General features: G+C 68.4%; 19 protein-coding genes. 16 read left to right on the forward strand and 3 right to left on the reverse strand.

Annotation, left to right across the window (positions count from 1 at the left end; all coding sequences use genetic code 11):
• Positions 1-319: 319 nt before the first annotated feature.
• The gene (locus Cco03nite_RS39995; RefSeq protein ID WP_203699264.1) at positions 320-742 is read right to left on the reverse strand and encodes a GvpU-like protein; all 423 of its coding nucleotides are present in this window, start codon (positions 740-742) and stop codon (positions 320-322) included.
• A 132-nt stretch (positions 743-874) separates the two neighbouring features.
• Positions 875-1,534 (reverse strand): DUF8453 domain-containing protein, encoded by a 660-nt coding sequence (locus Cco03nite_RS40000; RefSeq protein ID WP_203699265.1) that lies wholly within the window; start codon positions 1,532-1,534, stop codon positions 875-877.
• A gap of 843 nt (positions 1,535-2,377) precedes the next feature.
• Here Cco03nite_RS40000 and Cco03nite_RS40005 point away from each other — a divergent pair.
• Together Cco03nite_RS40005 and Cco03nite_RS40010 are read left to right on the forward strand one after the other, a co-directional pair.
• A complete protein-coding gene (locus Cco03nite_RS40005) occupies positions 2,378-2,590 on the forward strand; it encodes a hypothetical protein (protein ID WP_203699266.1) in 213 nt (70 codons plus the stop codon).
• A gap of 198 nt (positions 2,591-2,788) precedes the next feature.
• Positions 2,789-3,523, forward strand: coding sequence for an HAD family hydrolase (locus tag Cco03nite_RS40010; RefSeq protein ID WP_239168046.1), 735 nt, complete (start codon positions 2,789-2,791; stop codon positions 3,521-3,523).
• Here the strand turns inward: Cco03nite_RS40010 and Cco03nite_RS40015 are convergent.
• The gene (locus Cco03nite_RS40015) at positions 3,458-4,243 is read right to left on the reverse strand and encodes a helix-turn-helix domain-containing protein (RefSeq protein WP_203699267.1); all 786 of its coding nucleotides are present in this window, start codon (positions 4,241-4,243) and stop codon (positions 3,458-3,460) included. The genes Cco03nite_RS40010 and Cco03nite_RS40015 overlap by 66 nt on opposite strands.
• A 1,041-nt stretch (positions 4,244-5,284) precedes the next feature.
• Here Cco03nite_RS40015 and Cco03nite_RS40020 point away from each other — a divergent pair.
• From Cco03nite_RS40020 to Cco03nite_RS40085, 14 genes are all read left to right on the forward strand, one after another.
• Positions 5,285-5,713, forward strand: coding sequence for a hypothetical protein (locus tag Cco03nite_RS40020; protein ID WP_203699268.1), 429 nt, complete (start codon positions 5,285-5,287; stop codon positions 5,711-5,713).
• Positions 5,710-6,015 (forward strand): hypothetical protein, encoded by a 306-nt coding sequence (locus Cco03nite_RS40025; protein WP_203699269.1) that lies wholly within the window; start codon positions 5,710-5,712, stop codon positions 6,013-6,015. Before Cco03nite_RS40020 ends, Cco03nite_RS40025 begins: the two co-directional genes overlap by 4 nt.
• Positions 6,015-6,356 (forward strand): hypothetical protein, encoded by a 342-nt coding sequence (locus Cco03nite_RS40030; RefSeq protein WP_203699270.1) that lies wholly within the window; start codon positions 6,015-6,017, stop codon positions 6,354-6,356. Before Cco03nite_RS40025 ends, Cco03nite_RS40030 begins: the two co-directional genes overlap by 1 nt.
• Positions 6,353-7,714, forward strand: coding sequence for a hypothetical protein (locus Cco03nite_RS40035; protein WP_203699271.1), 1,362 nt, complete (start codon positions 6,353-6,355; stop codon positions 7,712-7,714). The genes Cco03nite_RS40030 and Cco03nite_RS40035 overlap by 4 nt, the downstream gene beginning before the upstream one ends.
• Before the next feature lie 92 nt (positions 7,715-7,806).
• Positions 7,807-8,250: a single-stranded DNA-binding protein gene (locus Cco03nite_RS40040; protein ID WP_203699272.1), complete on the forward strand. Its 444-nt coding sequence runs from the start codon at positions 7,807-7,809 to the stop codon at positions 8,248-8,250.
• 89 nt (positions 8,251-8,339) lie between these two features.
• Positions 8,340-8,609, forward strand: a complete 270-nt coding sequence (locus Cco03nite_RS40045) for a hypothetical protein (protein ID WP_203699273.1) — start codon at positions 8,340-8,342, stop codon at positions 8,607-8,609.
• A gap of 86 nt (positions 8,610-8,695) precedes the next feature.
• Complete coding sequence (locus Cco03nite_RS40050) at positions 8,696-10,768, forward strand: cell division protein FtsK (RefSeq protein WP_203699274.1); 2,073 nt, start codon at positions 8,696-8,698, stop codon at positions 10,766-10,768.
• Positions 10,769-10,998: 230 nt separating this feature from the next.
• Positions 10,999-11,199, forward strand: a complete 201-nt coding sequence (locus tag Cco03nite_RS40055; RefSeq protein WP_239168047.1) for a hypothetical protein — start codon at positions 10,999-11,001, stop codon at positions 11,197-11,199.
• Between the two features lie 19 nt (positions 11,200-11,218).
• Positions 11,219-12,736 (forward strand): DNA cytosine methyltransferase, encoded by a 1,518-nt coding sequence (locus Cco03nite_RS40060; protein WP_203699276.1) that lies wholly within the window; start codon positions 11,219-11,221, stop codon positions 12,734-12,736.
• Positions 12,737-12,756: 20 nt separating this feature from the next.
• Positions 12,757-12,984: a hypothetical protein gene (locus tag Cco03nite_RS40065; RefSeq protein WP_203699277.1), complete on the forward strand. Its 228-nt coding sequence runs from the start codon at positions 12,757-12,759 to the stop codon at positions 12,982-12,984.
• Between the two features lie 61 nt (positions 12,985-13,045).
• On the forward strand, positions 13,046-13,984 hold the full coding sequence (locus Cco03nite_RS40070; RefSeq protein WP_203699278.1) for a bifunctional DNA primase/polymerase: 939 nt from the start codon (positions 13,046-13,048) through the stop codon (positions 13,982-13,984).
• The gene (locus Cco03nite_RS40075) at positions 13,981-15,297 is read left to right on the forward strand and encodes a DUF3631 domain-containing protein (protein WP_203699279.1); all 1,317 of its coding nucleotides are present in this window, start codon (positions 13,981-13,983) and stop codon (positions 15,295-15,297) included. Before Cco03nite_RS40070 ends, Cco03nite_RS40075 begins: the two co-directional genes overlap by 4 nt.
• A 219-nt stretch (positions 15,298-15,516) precedes the next feature.
• Positions 15,517-15,876 (forward strand): helix-turn-helix domain-containing protein, encoded by a 360-nt coding sequence (locus Cco03nite_RS40080; protein ID WP_203699280.1) that lies wholly within the window; start codon positions 15,517-15,519, stop codon positions 15,874-15,876.
• Positions 15,877-15,930: 54 nt separating this feature from the next.
• Entirely contained in the window at positions 15,931-17,451 is a 1,521-nt protein-coding gene (locus Cco03nite_RS40085; RefSeq protein WP_203699281.1) for a LacI family DNA-binding transcriptional regulator, read from the forward strand.
• The last annotated feature ends 111 nt before the right edge of the window (positions 17,452-17,562 follow it).

Here is a 17,562-nt window from a genome sequence, read left to right on the forward strand (position 1 = left end):
TTAGGCCCGACCGAGTCCGACAGCTGCACCGATCATCACAGCGGCAGCTCAGGGCTTCGGTAGTCATTGGTTCAAGTTGACCGTTGGGGTGGTCCTGGGCAAGATCCTCTCCCGGATTTCTCCCAGCGGGACCTTCTCAGGACTAAGCAGGGCGTGCGCCCCGAGCTGGGAATGCGGAACACTCCAAATGTGGCCTACGGATAACCCGCGCCAGGAGCTGCTCAGGTCCGAGCAGGCATGCGAGTGCTGATCATGTAGGGAATGTCGGCATTCCGGAATAGCCGTCCGAACCTACGTCCGTAGTGCTGCCGTCGCACACCTAGGTGTCAAGATGCTGCGAAAGACTTCCCAATGTCCACCCGTTGATCTCAGAGATCCTTCCTCGCCACAAGAATCCGGCATTCGGATACTGCGGGCTGACCGCGCCTCCCGACAGGTACCGAGCATCCCGAAGGTGTAGGTACCCATAAACCGGTTCTTCGTCTGCCGGCCGGTTGAGGTCCACTGACTGGAAGAGCCCTTGAAACGACTCACCGAGACTTTGCCCGCCTGGTCCGGCCTTCGCTGCCACCGCCGTGAGTTCCTCAACCCAGACGTCGCGGCCGATGAGGACGCCCAGGACCGTCGCCCCGCCGATGTTTACGGTCATGCTCATTTTGAAGCTGAGCTCCTGCGCAGCACCCGCGAGGATGCGGAGTAGGTGGTCGCCGCCCACCTCTTCAACTTCCTGAACCTCGGTCATGTCCAGTAACGATAGCCCTGGGTAGATCGGGCGGCGTCCACCGATCCGCAGCTCAAGTTCTGGCTGAGTGTCCTTTTCAATCGCCCGTTGGGCCTATGTGGCGCTCATTTGGTCACAGCAAGCGCACCACGTTCATAGCGGGACAGCCTCATCGGCCCCGACGCTAGACGGAGCGAGAGGGCCTGAGTCTGCCTGGGGCGGAGGCTTGAGATGAGTCGAGATTTCGCCCAGCTTCTTATCGGTCGCTAACAGCGTCTTGGCAATCTTCTCCAGCGTTCCGGCTATGTGCGATGTGGTCTTGTGGGCTGCAAGGGTGTTCCCGATCGCGGGAAGATCGATCGCGTACGCCAGGCGATCTAGTGCGCCGTGGCGTCCGGTACCTGTCACCGTGATGACGCAGACGAACTCATTGGCTGGGAAGAACTCGAAGCCGACACCGAGCCCTCTAACTAGGCGCGCACCTGGTGGAAGAGAGGGAATTAGCCACTGATCGATATTGATGCTGCCACGATGGAGATTCGCTGATATCGGCGGTTCGAACGAGACCGTGATATTTGTGGCGACGGTTGGCCCCTCATTCTTCACCACAAGAACGGCTAGTTGTGGCTCGTGCTCATCAGCCCGTATGTCGGCGAAGACATATGCCTGGTTTTGGTCGCGATAAAGATCCTTCGCTTGTTGCATGGAACCGTGGGCAACGAATGCCTGCCATGCTGCGTAGAACGCAGCCACCGCAGCAATAACTACGGCACCCGCCGACATGATGATCGATAATCCCTGAGCGGTGTCCAAGTGTCTCTCCCTCACAATCCAGGTGATGGTACGACTGTGAAAGGCCGAAGCACCCAGAGGGCCTGAGTCACCACCGACGCGCGGCACTCTGTGGGCAACTCCGTGCTTGTGGATCACGCCTGATCATGTAGTCCACGCGCTACGTCGACAGCGTCTGGTCAGCCTGTCTCCAGATCGAACAGTCAAGCCGCTTTCACTTCAGTCAGGAGCCTTGTGGGATGCAGGTTCGACTAGCGGCACGAGCCGTACCGCATAATCACCTGCCCTATTAATGAAGAACTCCTCGCCGATGTGCTGGCAGCTCTCACACACGAGCGCGCAGACGGCCGTCTCCGTGGTGTTGAACCATGTGCCTGTCCGGCGCGGGAAGGGCGCAACGAGCACGGCACCAAATGGCACGTTGCGGCATCTGTCCGGACCTACCTGTAACTCGCAGAACAGCAGGCGTTGGCGGTCCCTCGCTCTCCGGAGCTTATGTGCAGCCACGCGGCAAGATGGACCGCAATATGCAGGTGGTCGCCCAGGCCCACGACGGCCGGAATCGAACTCATACAGGCAAAAGGCGCATATTGTCGCGCTCATAAATACGCCCGTACCGCCGGGTGGCGTGTCCACATGAGCAGCGCCTCCTACATAACCGAGCCTGAGCAGGATCTATTTTTGTGCGGTGCGCCGAACGTTATAGCTGAACTAACGTCTTCGTAGGGCGTAAGACGCAGGTCGTTCAACGGCGAACGGCCCTCTGCGGTAACAGAGAGCCGTCTACGCCTCCTGGCCGGTCAAAGAGACAGGAGCATGGCTTGACTTTACGCACCAACCCCTCCCCCGGGTCAACTTTGCCTGATGGGCACGGTGGTGATCCCGGTGAACGTTGACCGGTCTTGGCGCATGGTCTGGGTCGCGATTGCCGTCTTGGCCGCCCTGATCGTGGCGATGGCGACGGGCCTCGTTGCCTACGCTGAGCATAAGCACATGTCGAGTGCTCTTCTCCGAGCCGGAGCGGCCTTCGGGGGCACGCTGGTATGCGTGCTCGGCGTCTACACCTATCTCGGGTAGTAGTACGGCTCTGGGCCTTGGCACATAGCCAAGGCCCAGAGCGCACAACCCGGCGCGGCGAGCCCCTGACGACCCCGTTTGTTCCCATCTGTAGGGGCATTGGGGGACGTTTTCGAGACACCGTGCCTAGGTTCTGGGTCCACCGTCGTCCCCTACATGCGGTGTTCTGTTAGCCGTCCGACGCCTACCGTCTACGTCATGACTGACACCGCTGCCGCTGTGCCGCTGCTGGTTCTTTGGGACGTTGACGACACGCTGATCTACAACGGGGGCGTGAGCAAGGAGGCGTACGCGCTGGGCTTCAAGCTCCTCACGGGCAAGAGCCCCGTAGAGAAGGTGATCACAGACGGCATGACCGACACGGGCATCATGCGATCGCTCTTCGAGCGACATGGCCTGGTCCTCACGCCCGAGCTGGCCGCCCAGGCGCACGAGGTCATGCCCACTGCCTTGGGCTCACTCGTGCCGCAGCTGCGCGAGCGCGGTCATGCCATGCCGGGTGCTCGCGCTGCGATTGACGCCCTGGGTGAGGAAGCGGGCATTACGCAGTCTGTGTTGACCGGGAACATCGCGCCCAACGCGTACACCAAGGTTGCGACGTTCGGCCTGCATAGTGGCCTCGACTTCGAGGTGGGCGGCTACGGTTCGGATCATGAGGTGCGTGCGGAGTTGGTGCCCGCCGCCCGCGCGAAGGCGGCGAGGAAGTACGGGATCGAGTTCACGCCAGCTACAACCGTGCTCATTGGCGACACTCCACGTGATGTCGAGGCCGGCCGGGTCGGAGGCGCGTACGTGGTCGCCGTCGCGACCGGGAAGTTCGACGCGGAGACCCTGGCCGGGCTCGGGGCCGATGTGGTCCTGCCTGACCTACGCGACACGGCCCGTCTTGTCGAGGCGGTCCTCTCGGTCCGCGGACTGCTGGACGCTCGCTGACAGCGGCTCGGCAGCCTGATGGGGGTAGGCGGTCTCCCAGACGCGCTCGAATGACTCGGCGTACATGTCGAAGAGGTCGCCTCCCTCGCACCGTCGAAGATGCAGGATCGGAGCCCGGTAGCCGTACACCCCGTAGGCGTGCTGGTTGACCAGCATTTCTTCGTCGTACATGAATACGGAGTTGTAGAGCGTCGTCCGGTGCAGGCGGAAGTCGATGTTCGGCACGCCGAGCAGCGGGCGGTAGTAGGCGATCGCCATACGCACCCGTCCGACCAGGCCGTCATAGAGCCGCTCTTCGGCCCCCCGGAGGGCAATCTCGGGCGTCTCCGGGTCGCCCAACGCGATGCGGATGCGTACCCCTGCTGCTGCCTTCTCCCGCAGCAGCCGGATGGACTCAGGGTTGTCCTCGGGCAGGAACAGGCTGGCGTACGCCATGAGCACGATCTCCCGCTGTGCGCCGCGTAGAAGGTCCAACCACATGGACTTCGGCACCAGGTGCCGGTGTGGATAGAACCCGACTACCTCGGCTTCCGATGCTGCCGTGCGGCTGTCCTCCAGTGCCGGCCACAGGTAAGCCGCCTGACTGCCGAGCAGCCGAGCAGCGCTGAGAGCTGTCGTCCGGTGCGGGACCGTGTCTCGGGTGATCCAGCGTTCGACCGTCTTGGGATCGACGCCAAGTTCACCGGCCAACTTCTGGGTGGTGAGCCCGGCAGTCTGCATGACGCTACGTAGACGCTCATTCGCCATTGGACACGGCCATCCTCGTGAGGGGCATTCGGGGACATGAACATGATCCGTCAAATGCACCAGGATGGGAAACCCGCGTGGTGGGAACGCCCGTGATGTCTGGCGTTTGATCGATGCATGACCGACAGCATGAGTACTTGGACGTCCAGTCAGGCTGAACGCTTCGGCCCTGGGGCAGCCGGGGGGATTCCCTCCTCCCGAGCGAGCTTGCGGAGGTAAGCACCAGTGAACGGCGAGAGCCGTTCAACCTCGGCTGGCCCCACCCCAGCGCGTAAGGCCGCGAGCGCGGCGGAAATGGCACCGCGTCGTGCCTCGTCGTGGTCCGCCTCCGTCTTGCGGTAGCGCCTCGTAGCTGCGGCAAGTTCGGCTCTTACATCAGTCACTGCATGAGGGTAGCGGAACCCTCTTGCGCAACTCGTCTGCGTAACGCTACTCTGTTGCGCAACCGAGAAGCGCAACAAGGATTCTCTTGGGCGCTTCGGGTGCCCGCACGCAACGCCGGTAGGTGGCGGGCGGCGATGTGGCTTCGGCTGCGTCGTGCGCTACGGCCCCGCGCACTTGTTCCTTGGTGAATTTCATAGTGAAAGCAAGCAAAGGGCGCTGATTTACATATTTGGCCGCTTGTCGGCCGAGCGTTTTGCTGCCCGGGGCGCGGTCGACGTTGACCGCGCCCCGGCTGACAACTGTCTCTAACCCATCTGATCTGGAAGAGGTGGACGTGATGACCCTCGCCGCATCTGTCCGTGTCTCGATCCGTTCGTCTGCCGCGTGGCGTGAGTGCCGCTGCGGCCGTGTGACCTCGCTGCCCGAGGACGACGGCCGCTGCCCTCACCGCTCCACCCGTGCGCGCCGCTCGGCGCGCTGACAGCTTCCGTGCGGACTGGGCGGTGCCCGGCCCGCGCGGTGGCCGCCAGGGTGGCGGCGCGCGGTTGACGCGCAGAAAGACGGCCCCAGCGGGATTGCCGCCCGCTGGGGCCTTTCGCACCCACTCCACCTGCTGAAGGGAAGAGAGCGATGCCTGTTCAGGCTATCGCGTCGGCACCTGCCGACGAGCCGGGCGCTGCCTGGCTGACCACCGAACACCCCCTCGCCGGTGTGGCGGCCCGCAACTGTGCCGGCCACGTCCACATCGATCCGGCCGACCTGGTCGGAGAGGTCGCCTGCGGGTCCGCGTGGGCCAAGGCCCTGACCGATGACCTGCTGTTCGCCCTGGAGTGCGGTCTCCCGCTGGAGATCGAGCCGGACCCGTTCTACGTCGATGAGGTCGCGGTGCGGCGCGCCGTGCGCGCTGAGGAACTGAACCTGCGCGGTGAGCGGCTGGAGCTGACCGAGCTGGAGCGCGCGGAGGTCAAGCGCCGCCTGGCCGCCATCCGCACCCGCCGCAACCGGCCCTACCGGTTCGTGTGCTCCCGCGCTGCCGCTGTACGGCGGGCCGAGCGGTGAACGGCCAGATCGACCTGTTCACCGGCGCGGTCACCGAGCACCAGGCCGCGCCGGTGGTGCCGGTGCGGCGGGCGGTCCGCCCGCCGCTGGAGCCGGGGCAGGTCCGCTACGCCAAGTTCGGTGGCGAGCGTGACTGTGACGACTGCTGGCAGGCCCAGGCCGACGCGCACGCGGCGGGCACGCAAGTGCCGATGCGGCGCCGGGCCAGCAGTACCCGCGAGACCGCCACCAGCGCAAAGGCGTACCTGTGCGAGCCGCACAAGCTCGACCGCCAGTCCACGGACAAGGAGGTCGAGGTCTGATGCCGCGCACTCGTGCCGGCCGCGCCATCGGCGACATCGCCCGCCGCGCCGCCCGCGGTGAGCTGACCGCCGACCAGGCCGCCGCACTCACCGCCCGGATTCGCTCCGGCCAGCGTGACGCGCTCTACCGCGCCGCCCTGGACACCCTGGCCGCGCCCGGCGAACCGGTGCAGGTGTGGCTGATCGGCCGTACCGGCGACGTGGCCAACCTGCTGACCGTCCTGGACGACGCCACGACCTTGACCGGCGTGTCCGACCCCTACCCGACTTCCCGGCCCGGCGTGGTGCGCGTGTACGCGACCGCCGAGCGCCGCCACCCACTTTCTGGAGGTTCGAAATGACCACACCCACCACCTACCCGGCGTCGGTCGCCGACCTGGTAGACGACTTCAAGCTCTGGGCTGCCGAGCTGGGCACCACCCCATCCGCCAACGCGACCCGCAAGCGGTTCCGGATCGGCAACGACAAGGCCAACGCCCTGCTGGCGACCCTGACCGCGCCCGCCCCCGACGAGCGCCTGACCTCCGGCCCGGCCACCCCGCCGCAGGACGAGCCCACCGGCCCGGCCCCGGAGCCGGAGGTCACCGCCGCGCCGGTCGCGGCGGAGCCGTCGCCGCTGGCTGCGGTGGACGTGGACCCAGGTCCGGAGATCGGCCCCGCGCGGGTCCTGCCGGCCGCGCCGGTTCCGGCCGAGGCTGCCGCGCCGGACGACGGCTGGCCGGTGGACGAGGTCGCCGCGAAGCTGGACAGCGAGCGGGCGCGGCTGATCGTGCAGCGTGAGGACACCCTCGCCCGCCGGGCGATGGAAGCCGAGCACCGTATCGCGATGGGCGACGTGCGCGAGCAGGCCCGCGCCGCCAAGCGGGCACGCCGGGAGCGGGCGCGCGACGCGGCCGACGCGGCGGCGCTGTCGGCGCTGTACCGACGGGCGCAGCGCTCCGGCACCAGGGCGCGGCTGCGGGCGCAGATCCAGGGGTCGGCGGAGATGCGGGCGCTGCGCGTGGCCCGCGTGCGGTCGGTGACCCTGGCCGCTGGTGTGCCGGTCCTGGCCGCGTTCGCCGCCTGGTCCACGACCGGCGTTCAGGCCGGTGTCGCGCGGCTGCTCGGCATCGATGCCGGGTCGCCGGGCTGGTGGGCGGCGTGGGCGATGGAGCCCGCGCTGATCGCGATCGTCGGCCTGATCATCATCGGGCGGGCGGTGCTGCGCTCGGCCGGTGGTGACACCGACTGGCGCGCCGACGCCATCGAGTGGACCGCGCTGAGCACGTCCCTCGCGCTGAACATCGTCGGCGGGTGGAACACCGACCTGGCGTTCGGCGAGCAGATCGGGCCGCTGCTGGCGCACTCGGTCGGCCCGATCGGCGCGGCCGGCACGGCGTTCCTGATCGGCCTGTTCGACGGCTATGTATCAGCGGCCCGGCCGTGGCACGGCGCGCCCCGGCTGGCCGACATGGATCTCGACATGAGCGCGGTGCTGGGCGGTCGTCCGGATGCCATCAACCGCCCCGAACACCCCCGCAGCCACGTGCTAACCGGCGACGTCCGGACGCTGCTGGACGACACCCGCGCCGCCGTGGCTGACGGCACGCTGACCCCCGCGCCGAGCGCCTACGCGATCCACAAGCACGTCATGGGTGGACGGGGCGACAAGGGCAAGGCCTCGCGGGTCGCGGCGCTGCTGGCGCACACGGCCGCCTGACCGGCGACCACCGTGCGGGCCAGGGCTGACCGGTCCTGGCCCGTCGCGGTGGCCGCCAGATCGGCGGACCAGCCCGTGAAGGGAGCCTGCTCGTGGCTAACGAGACCACCCTGACCCTGGTCGGCAACCTAACCGCCGACCCCGAACTGCGCTACACCCCCGCCGGGGCGGCGCTGTGCAAGTTCACGATCGCGTCCACCCCGCGCACGTTCGACAAGGCCACCAGCGAGTGGAAGGACGGCGACCCGCTGTTCATGAACTGCTCGGCCTGGCGCGAGATGGCCGAGAACATCGCCGAATCCCTGCACAAGGGCTCGCGCGTCGTGGTCACCGGCCGTTTGAAGCTCAACCGGTGGAAGACCCCGGAAGGCGAGAACCGCCAGGCGATGCAGCTGGACGTGGAGGAGGTCGGCCCGTCGCTGCGCTACGCAACGGCGCAGGTCAAGAAGCTGACCCGCACCGGTGGCGGCGCGCCGGCCGCCGCTGGTGAGGCGAACCCGTGGGAGAGCAACAGCAACGACGAACCGCCGTTCTGACCGACCGGGCAGTGACCGTGCACGCCGAGCGAACCTGCTCGGCGCGTGCGGTGGCCGCCACCGTGGCAGGCCAGAGAGGGGATCGTCTCTTGTTCACGATCGTCATCAACTACCCCGCCGACCTGGACTCGCTCATCACCTGGGCCAAGCGCCTGCGGGCTGCCTGGCTGGCCAGCAGCCTGACCGGGGTCGCATGCCTGGTCGGCGCGGTGGCCCTCGCGTTCACCGGCCACGGCTGGACCGCCGCCGGTGTGTTCCTGCTGAGCGCGCTGTGCGGCGGCGCGATGGAGGGCCTGGAAGTCCTCATCGAGCAGACCGAGCAGCGCTGCGAGGCACTGCTCACCGCCGAGCGCCCGTAACCGCGCCGGGGCGTGGCCCGACTGGCCGCCAAACCGCAGGCCACGCCCCGCGCACCCCTCCATCCGACAGGAAGGTGCACGTCATCATGTCAACCGACGAGACGCGTTTCGACTGGGACGCCTACGAGCACGAACTGTTCACCGACGACGCTCCGGTCGTGCCGGTCGATGACCCCGACCAGGCCGGGCCGCCGCCCGGTCCGGGCACCCGCCGGCCGGTGCTGCCGCGCTGGCTGCGCTCGGCCGACGCCGCACGTGACCAGATGCGGTGGGCGCTGGACCACAGCAGCCACGTCGCGGCGTACCACCTGATCCGCCTGCCGTTCTACGGCGGCAAGCTTGCACTGCGTTCCCCGCGCGGCCTGGGCCGCGTCGTGGTCGGCGGGGTGCGGTGGATGTTCGACTGGGAAGCCGAGCAGCTTCGCCGCGCGATGGTGCGCGACGAGAACTCCGCCGAGTACATGAAGCTCGCCAACAAGCGCGACCAGCGCGTACGGCTGCGGGTGTGGGTCGGCGCGTTCACGATGCTGGCCACCTGCGGCGGCGCGGCCGCGCTGACCGCCGCGCCGCTGGGCTGGCAGGCCGCCGCCCTGGCCACGGCCGTAGCCGGGCTCGGCCTGGTTGGCGGGAACCCCGACGCGCCGCTGCTGGGCACCGCGGTCGTGTCGCAGCGGATCTCGAAGCTGACCGGCGACGCGATCGAACGCGCCCTGCTGGCGCTGGGCATCGCCGGGATCAACCGGGCGGTGGCCAAGGACCCGCACGCGATCGGCTGGCCCGCCCGGATCGGCCGTGAGGGCGCGGGCTGGCGCGCTGACATCGACCTGCCGCCCGGCGTGACCGCCACCGAGGTCATCGCCAAGCGCGAATCCCTCGCGTCCGCGCTGAGCCGCCCGCTGGGCTGCGTGTGGCCGGAGGGCCAGCCCAAGGTTCACCCCGGACGGCTGGTCGTGTGGGTCGGTGACCAGCAGATGAGCGAGTCACCGAATCCCGAGTGGCCGCTGCTGCGCGCCGGAACGGTGAACCTGTTCAAGGCGTTCCCGCTGGGCACCGACCCGCGCGGGCGCGCCGTGGAGATCACGCTCATGTTCGCCTCGATGCTGATCGGGTCGATCCCGCGCATGGGCAAGACGTTCACGCTGCGGCTGTGCCTGCTGGCAGCAGCACTCGACACGCGCGCCCAGGTGTGGCCGTTCGACCTGAAAGGCACCGGCGACTTCCGGTGCCTGGAACCGGTCGCGCACCGCTACCGGGCAGGCGACGACCACGACGACATCGAATACGGCCTGGAGGCGATGCGCGAGCTCCACGCCGAGCAGCGACGCCGGACCAAGGTGCTGCGGGAACTGCCGCCGCACCTGGTCCCGGAGTCGAAGGTCACCGACGAACTTGCCTCGCAGCGCTCGTACGGGCTGTTCCCGATCGTGGTCGGGGTCGACGAGTGCCAGCGCTGGTTCGAGCACCCCGAGTACGGCGAGGAGCTGCGCGAGATCTGCGAGGACATCGTGCGGCGCGGCCCGGCGCTGGGCATCATGCTGCTGTTCGGCACCCAGCGCCCCGACAAGGACTCCATCCCCGCGAAGATCTCGGCCAACGTCGTGCTGCGGTACGCGCTCAAGGTCGTCCACCACACCCCGAACGACATGATCCTCGGATCGGGCATGCACACCTCCGGGATCTCGGCAACGATGTTCGCCCGCTCCGACAGGGGCATCGGCTGGCTGGTCGGTGAGGGCGATGAACCGCAGATCACCCGCACGCACAAGGTCGACAACCCGCAGGCGGAAACGGTCGTGGCCCGCGCCCGCGCGGCACGTGAAGCGGCCGGCACGCTGACGGGCTACGCCCTGGGCGTGGTCGACGACGCGCCGGTCCGCCCGTCGCATGACGTCCTCGCTGACGTGCTGACCGTCATCGGTCCCGACGAGCGCAACGCCGCGTCCGTCGCGGTCGCCGCGCGGCTGGCCGAGCTGCACCCGGAGGTCTACGACGGCTGGGACACCGGCAACGTCTCGGCGGCGCTCAAGCCCTACGGCATCACCACCGGGCAGGTCTGGGCTGTCGATCCCGACACCGGCAAGAAGAAGAACCTGTTCGGGATCAAGCGCGACGACATCCTGTCGGCAGTAGCGGAGCGTGACCGCAAGCGCGGGAAGTGACCCGACCAGGAAAGCCGCGAATCCGGGCGAACCGTCTTGGCTGATCGCTCTAGGTCTAGAGCAACCGCGCTCTAGACCTAGAGCACGCCCTAGAGCACACCCGAACACCCTGGCCAGGCGTCTAGACGCTCTAGACGCCTGGCCCCGCGCACCCTGAAACCACCTCTGGAGGCACTTCCGTGGACCCCTCCGCGACTCTAGCCATGATCGGATGCGCCGCCGCATCCGCCGTGACGCTCGGTTACGCCGGACTGTGCGCCGTCCAGCCGTTCGCGCGCTGCGAACGCTGCCAGGCCACCGGCTGGCGACGCACCGCCGTGCTGCGCCGCCGCAAGGACTGCCGCCGCTGCAAGATGACCGGCTACCGCGCCCGGCGCGGCGTGCGCGTCTACAACCACCTGCGCCGCCTGTCCCGCGACATCAACCACTGACACCGAACGGAGCACCGTCGTGACCCTGACCTTCACCGACCTGCTGTGCGGCGCGGGCGGCTCCTCCTACGGCCTGACCGCCGCCGGGATGCACCTGGTGACCGCCGTCAACCACTGGCGCGTCGCGATCGAGACCCACGCCGCGAACTTCCCCCACGCCCGCCACGAGTGCGAAGACATCAACAAGGTCGACATGCGCAGCCTGCCCCGCACCGACGGACTGTGGGGCTCGCCGATCTGCACCGAAGCCTCACCCTCCGGCGGCGCGGCCCGCCCGCGCCAGAAGGTCCGACCGCGCGGGCAGCTCGACCTTTTCGAGCAGAACGGCCATGTCGAACAGGCCGGATTCGAGCGCACCCGCGCCACGTTCGGCGACATCATCCGCGCCGCCGAGCTGCACCGCTACGACTTCGTCATCGTGGAGAACGTCCCGGACGTGTCGTGGCGCTGGGAGCTGTTCGACTGGTGGTGCCAGGGCATGCGCCTGCTCGGCTACAACATGCAGCCGGTGTCGGTGTCCTCGGCGCACATCGGCGGCGACGGCTACGACCAGGCCGCCCAGTGGCGCAACCGGCTCTACCTCGTGTTCACCCGCGAGGGCATCCCGCTGCCCGACGTCGCACCCCGCCCCCTGGCCTGGTGCCCCGGCTGCGAGGTCGACGTGCACGCCGTGCAGTGGTGGAAGGACACCCCGCTCACCCGCCTACGGAAGATCGGCAAGTACGGCCAGCAGTACCTCTACATCTGCCCCAACGTCGCCTGCATGAACACCGTCGTAGAGCCCTACGTCAGCCCTGCGGGCTCGGTCATCGACTGGACCGACCTCGGCCAGCGCATCGGCGACCGCGACCCATCCGACCCCCTCGCACCGAACACCATCAGCCGCATCCGCCAAGGGCTCAAGCAGTTCAGCGGCGAGCAGTCACTGATCACCGTCAACCACGGCGACGGCGGCACCGGCCGCGCCGCCCGCGCCCTGCCGCTGCACGGCGCGCCGCTGCCCACCCGCACCGTGAAGATCGGCGAAGGGGTGCTCACCCCGCCGCTGCTGGTCCCGGCCGGCGGGAGCTGGAACACCACCGCCAGCCCCACCACCAGGCCGTTCCGCACCCGCACCGGCAGCGAGTCCGAAGCGCTGCTGACCCCGGAACCGTTCGTGGCCGTGCTGCGCAACCACGGCACCGCGCACAGCATCCGCCAGCCGTTCCAGACCATGGCCGCCGGAGGCGGACACCACGCCCTGGTCGTGCCCTACCGCCGCAACAACCGCACCACCAGCACCGACGAGCCGCTGCACACCATGGCCACCCGCGATTCCGGCGCGCTCGTGCGCCCAGCGGTCGCCGTGGAGGACTGCCGCTTCCGCATGTTGAAGCCCCGCGAGCAGCTCCGCGCCCAGACGTTCCCCGACACCTACCGCGTCACCGGCAACGTCGCCGAACAGACCATGCAGGCCGGAAACGCCGTCACCTGCACCGTCGCCCAATGGCTCGGCAACCGCGTCATGACCGCACTCGACTCCCGCGCCGCCGCCTAATCCGACCGAAGGAGACAGCCGTGATCCCGCGCATCTACCAAGCCCTCACCGGCAAGCCCTGGGTGACCACCACCCTCGACGTGACCACCGACGTCGGCCCGACCATCCGTGCCCGCTTCCCCGAACTGGACGCGTTCACCGACCTCGAACTGATGCGGATGACCCCCGACGAGGCCATCTCCACAGGCCACAGGCTTCGCGCCGACCAGCAGCGCCGTACCGCGCCGCGCGCCCTCGCCCACCAGTGACCGCCACCAGGACCGGCCGGCCGAACAGGCGGCCGGTCCCCACCGCCACCCCGGAGGGCAGATGAGCAGCACAACCCTGAGAGCAGAAAGGCCGCCTGCGGCGGCTCACCCCTTGTTGGCGGCTGCGCTGCGCTACGCCGCCAACGGCTGGCCGGTGTTCATGCTCGGCCGGTCCAAACGGCCCGTAGCGCTGTGTCCGCCCTGCGATACGGCACGCAAGACCAAGACACCTCACGACCCGCAGGCGTGTGCGTGCCTGACCTGCCACGGGTTCTACGCGGCCAGCACCGACCCCGACCGGATCGCAGCCATGACGGCCGCAGTCCCGCGCGGGATCCTCGCCATCCGGACGGGCGCGCCCTCCGTCCTGGTCGTCATCGACGTCGACCCCCGCCACTGCGGCACGACCTCGCTGCGCGCCCTCATCGACCGCGGACTCACCCCGCCCACCCGCTACGTCCACACCGGCGGTGGCGGCCTGCACCTGTACTACGGCCATCCCGGCCAGCCGGTGCCCTGCGACGAGGGCATACGGCTCGGCCCCGGCATCGACGTCAAAGCCGACGGCGGGTACGTGGTCGCGCCGCCCTCACGCCATCCCGACACCGGTCGTCCTTACCGGTGGGCCGACGACGGGGCGCAGATCAGGGATATGGCCCCCGCGCTGGTGGCCGCGTGTGTCGCCGAGGTACGGCGGCGCGCGCCCGTCCGTCCCGCCGGCCAACCCCTCACCCCGCGCAGCGGGGGGGCCATATCCCATCCCGACCGGCTCATGTCTGCGCTGGTCGCCCGCATCAGCGCGGCCCCGGAGGGCAGGCGGCGCGTGACGCTGTACGGCTGCGCACGCGGCGCCGCACTCATCATCGCCGCAGGCCACCTGACCAGCATCGACGCCTACGACACCCTCGTGTCGGCCTGCGACGCCGCAGGCTGGCCGTGGGCCAAGTCCACCCCCAACGCGATCCGAGACGGGTTCGCCGCAGAAGGAGTGACATTGTGACCCGACCGAAGACGAATCGACCCGCCATCGACGGCGCTGACCTGCTGGATCGGTTGCGTGCCGCGATCAAGCTGTACGTGATTCTGCCCAGCACCGAATCCCTGGACGCCGTAGTCCTGTGGATCGCCGCCACCTACGCGCTGCCAGCATGGGCGTGCGCGCCCCGCCTGGTCATCCGGGCACCGGAGAAGCGCTGCGGAAAGTCCCGGCTGCTCGACCTGATCGAGGCCGCCTGCCACAACCCGCTCATCACGGTCAACGCGTCGCCTGCGGCGGTTTACCGGGCCATCGGCACCGACAACCCGCCCACCCTGCTCATCGACGAGTACGACACGATCTTTCGCAACCTCGGCGACAACGACGACCTACGCGGCCTGCTCAACGCAGGCCACCAGCGCAACCGGCCCGCCATCCGCTACGACAACAACGCGCAGTGCAACCAGATCATCTCGACGTTCGCCATGGCTGCCATGGCGGGCATCGGCGCGGCCCCCGACACCATCGAGGACCGGGCCGTAGTCGTGCACATGCGCCGACGCGCCGGACGCGAGAAGGTCAAGCCGTGGCGCATCATGCGCGACCGACCCGCAGTCGCTGCGATCGGCGCGGAGTTGAGCGAATGGCTGCTCGGTGACCTCGATGCGCTGCGCGTCGCCGAGCCGGTCATGCCCGTTGAGGACCGGGCCGCCGACACGTGGGAACCCCTCATCGCGGTTGCCGACCTCGCCGGAGGTGACTGGCCGATCCGTGCCCGCACAGCCGCCGTCACTCTGACTGGGGCAAAGGAGGAGAACGCGGCGACCAGTGACCGCGTGCGGCTGCTCATCGACTGCCGCACGATCTTCGCCGAGACCGGTGCGGACGCGCTGCCGACCGCGCTCCTGCTCGAACGGTTGCGCGGGCTAGAAGAGTCGCCGTGGTCGGACCTCAACCCGTACCGGCTCGGCGCGCTGCTGCGAGAGTTCGAGGTCCGGCCGACTACGGCGCGGTTCCCCACCGGACAGGCGAAGGGCTACACGAAGACGTCGTTCGCTGACGCCTGGGACCGCTACTGCGAGCCGGACGGTCCGGAAACCGAGGGGGAGCCGTACCATCCGTACCATCCGTCCCAGCCCAGCTCAGAGGCGGTACGGAATCTTGACTGGTACGGATCGATCCGTACCACCCAAGATTCCGTACCGGGGCTGACCAGCAGTGTTACGGATGGTACGGATGGTACGGATACCCCCCTCCCTCCAGGACATGAGTCGTCCACCGCGCATGGTCGTTTGCGCCTGATCCGCTCTGGCGACAGCGCCACCGGGACCGAGTGAGCGACCCCTTGTTGCACCTCCACATTGGATGGACGGTGCGACTGAAGTTTGAGTCATGTGTAGACACCGGGCGGAGTCAGATCTTGGCTCAGCGGCTGTCTTGGCGGGCCGGGCATGCCACCACCGTCCGCGCTCGGCTCAATCAATCGTCTCGGCGCGCGCTCCAACGCGCGCCGAGACCACTCCCAACCCCTTGCCAGGAAGAGGAGCAGTCACATCATGCCCACTCGACCCTCCGCAACACATCGCCCGATCGATGCCACCCGTCCGGATCTGTACCGACCGGGTGAGGTCGCCAAGCGCCTCCGATGCTCGGAGTGGTGGATCAAGGAGCAGGCGCGCAAGCGCCGTATCCCTTATTCGTGGATCGGTGGCAGCTACCGGTTCACGGAAGAGCACGTCAAGGAGATCATTCGCCTTTTCGAGGTGGAGCCAATTCAGCCCAGCGTCCACCGGACGGCACAGTCCGCCGCGCCGTTGGTGCAGCACCCGACCAGCGTGGCTGTCGTGACTCCTCTCAGGGCACGGGTGCCGCGCCGTGCCCGCACGGTGGCGGGGCTGAGTCAACTCGCAGCCTGATCGATCAGCGCCGCACGGCAACTGCCGTGCGGCGCTTCCTTTGGAGGTGAAACATTGGCATTCGCAGAGAATCGTGGCAGCTATTGGCGAGGCCGCTACAAGACCGCCCCGGGCAAGTACGACACCGTGAAGGACGCGAGCGGCGCAACCGTTCGATTCCGCACGAAGCGCGAGGCAGAGCAGGCGGCCGAGGAGGAGGAAGCCAACGTTCGCCGCGGTAGGTGGCGCAACGTGGCCGCCGGACGCGAGACGTTCGGCGCTTTCGTCAGCAGGTGGTATGCCGTTCAAGACCTGGCCGCGTCAACCATGCAGAACTACCGGCGGCACATCGAAGAGCATCTGATGCCGACCTTTGAGAACGTCGCCATAGCCGACATCAAAGCGGCCGACGTCGCCGCATGGGAGAAGGCCGAACGAGCCCGGGGCTACGCCCCGTCGAGTGTCAAGACCTGGCGCGCGACTCTGCACCTGATCCTGTCCGACGCGGTCGACGAAGGGCTACGCGACTTCAACCCAGCCGCCAAACGACGCGGCCGAGGAAGGCGGGTCGGCCGGTCCACTCGGCGGGGGCCGGAGAAGGCCGTCACAGACGCGCTGGGCATTCTCCTGATCGCCGAGCGCGCCGCGATGCTTTCCGGCCGCGATGACGAGTTCGTGGCGATCGTGACCATGGGATGGACCGGCATGCGATGGGGCGAGATGGTGGGCCTGGAGTCGGAGTTCGTCCGTGCGCGCGAGCTGCGCGTGGAGTGGCAGCTCTACGAGCTGGACACCGGCGAGCTTCACCGCTGCCCGCCTAAGGACGATTCCCGGCGAACCATCGACCTGCCGGACTGGCACGGGCGGTTGCTGCTCGACCACCTGGCCGCCAGCCAGCCCGCGCCGTGTCAGTGCCACGGGCGCAAGTACGCGTTCCGAGGTCACCGGCCAGCCAACCAGGCCGCCCGGCAGGCGGGGCCGAAGCTCATCGACGTTGCGCGCCGGGCCGACGTGTCCACGGGCACGGTCTCCAACGTGCTCAACCGGCCCGACACGGTGCCGGAGCGCACGCGGATGCGGGTGGAGGCGGCTATTGCCGACCTCGGATACGTGCGCGGGCTGGCCGGCGGGGAGTTGGCGGCGCACTGGCGGCGCTCGGGCTTCGCAACGTGGCTGTTCCACCCGGCGGCCACGGGCCGATATCCGAAGCGGGCCGGAGAGGCCGGGCACCCGGTGCCGATCCTGTCCGACCCGTGGCCGGGCGTTCCGGCGCGGGGGAGAGGCGCGTCACAGCGGGCTGACGGCTGTTGGGTGCCGATCGCCGAGCGGCTCACCCCGCACGGCACCCGGCACTCCCATAAGACGCTCATGGATGAGCTGGGCACGCCGTCTCAGCTCAAGGACGAGCGGATGGGACACCTGGACGGGTCTGTGCAGGCGCGCTACTCACACATCACGCGAACGATGCGAGACCGGCTCATGGAGGCCTTAACCGACCTCTGGCATTCCGCGCTGGTCGCCCGCCATGCCATGAGCCCAGGGTCACCGGTCGCCGTGTTGGACCGCTTGCTGAGGGAGCGGAGCGGGGCGCGCTGATCCCCGATTTTCAAGATCTTCTCCCAGATCTCTCCCAGATCAGATCTTGAAACGCATCAGGGCGGGTCTCCCGTGAGGGAAGACCCGCCCTGACCTGCACTTACTCCAGTC

The sequence above is a fragment of the Catellatospora coxensis genome (assembly GCF_016862635.1).
In the GTDB taxonomy this organism is placed as follows: Bacteria; Actinomycetota; Actinomycetes; order Mycobacteriales; family Micromonosporaceae; genus Catellatospora; species Catellatospora coxensis.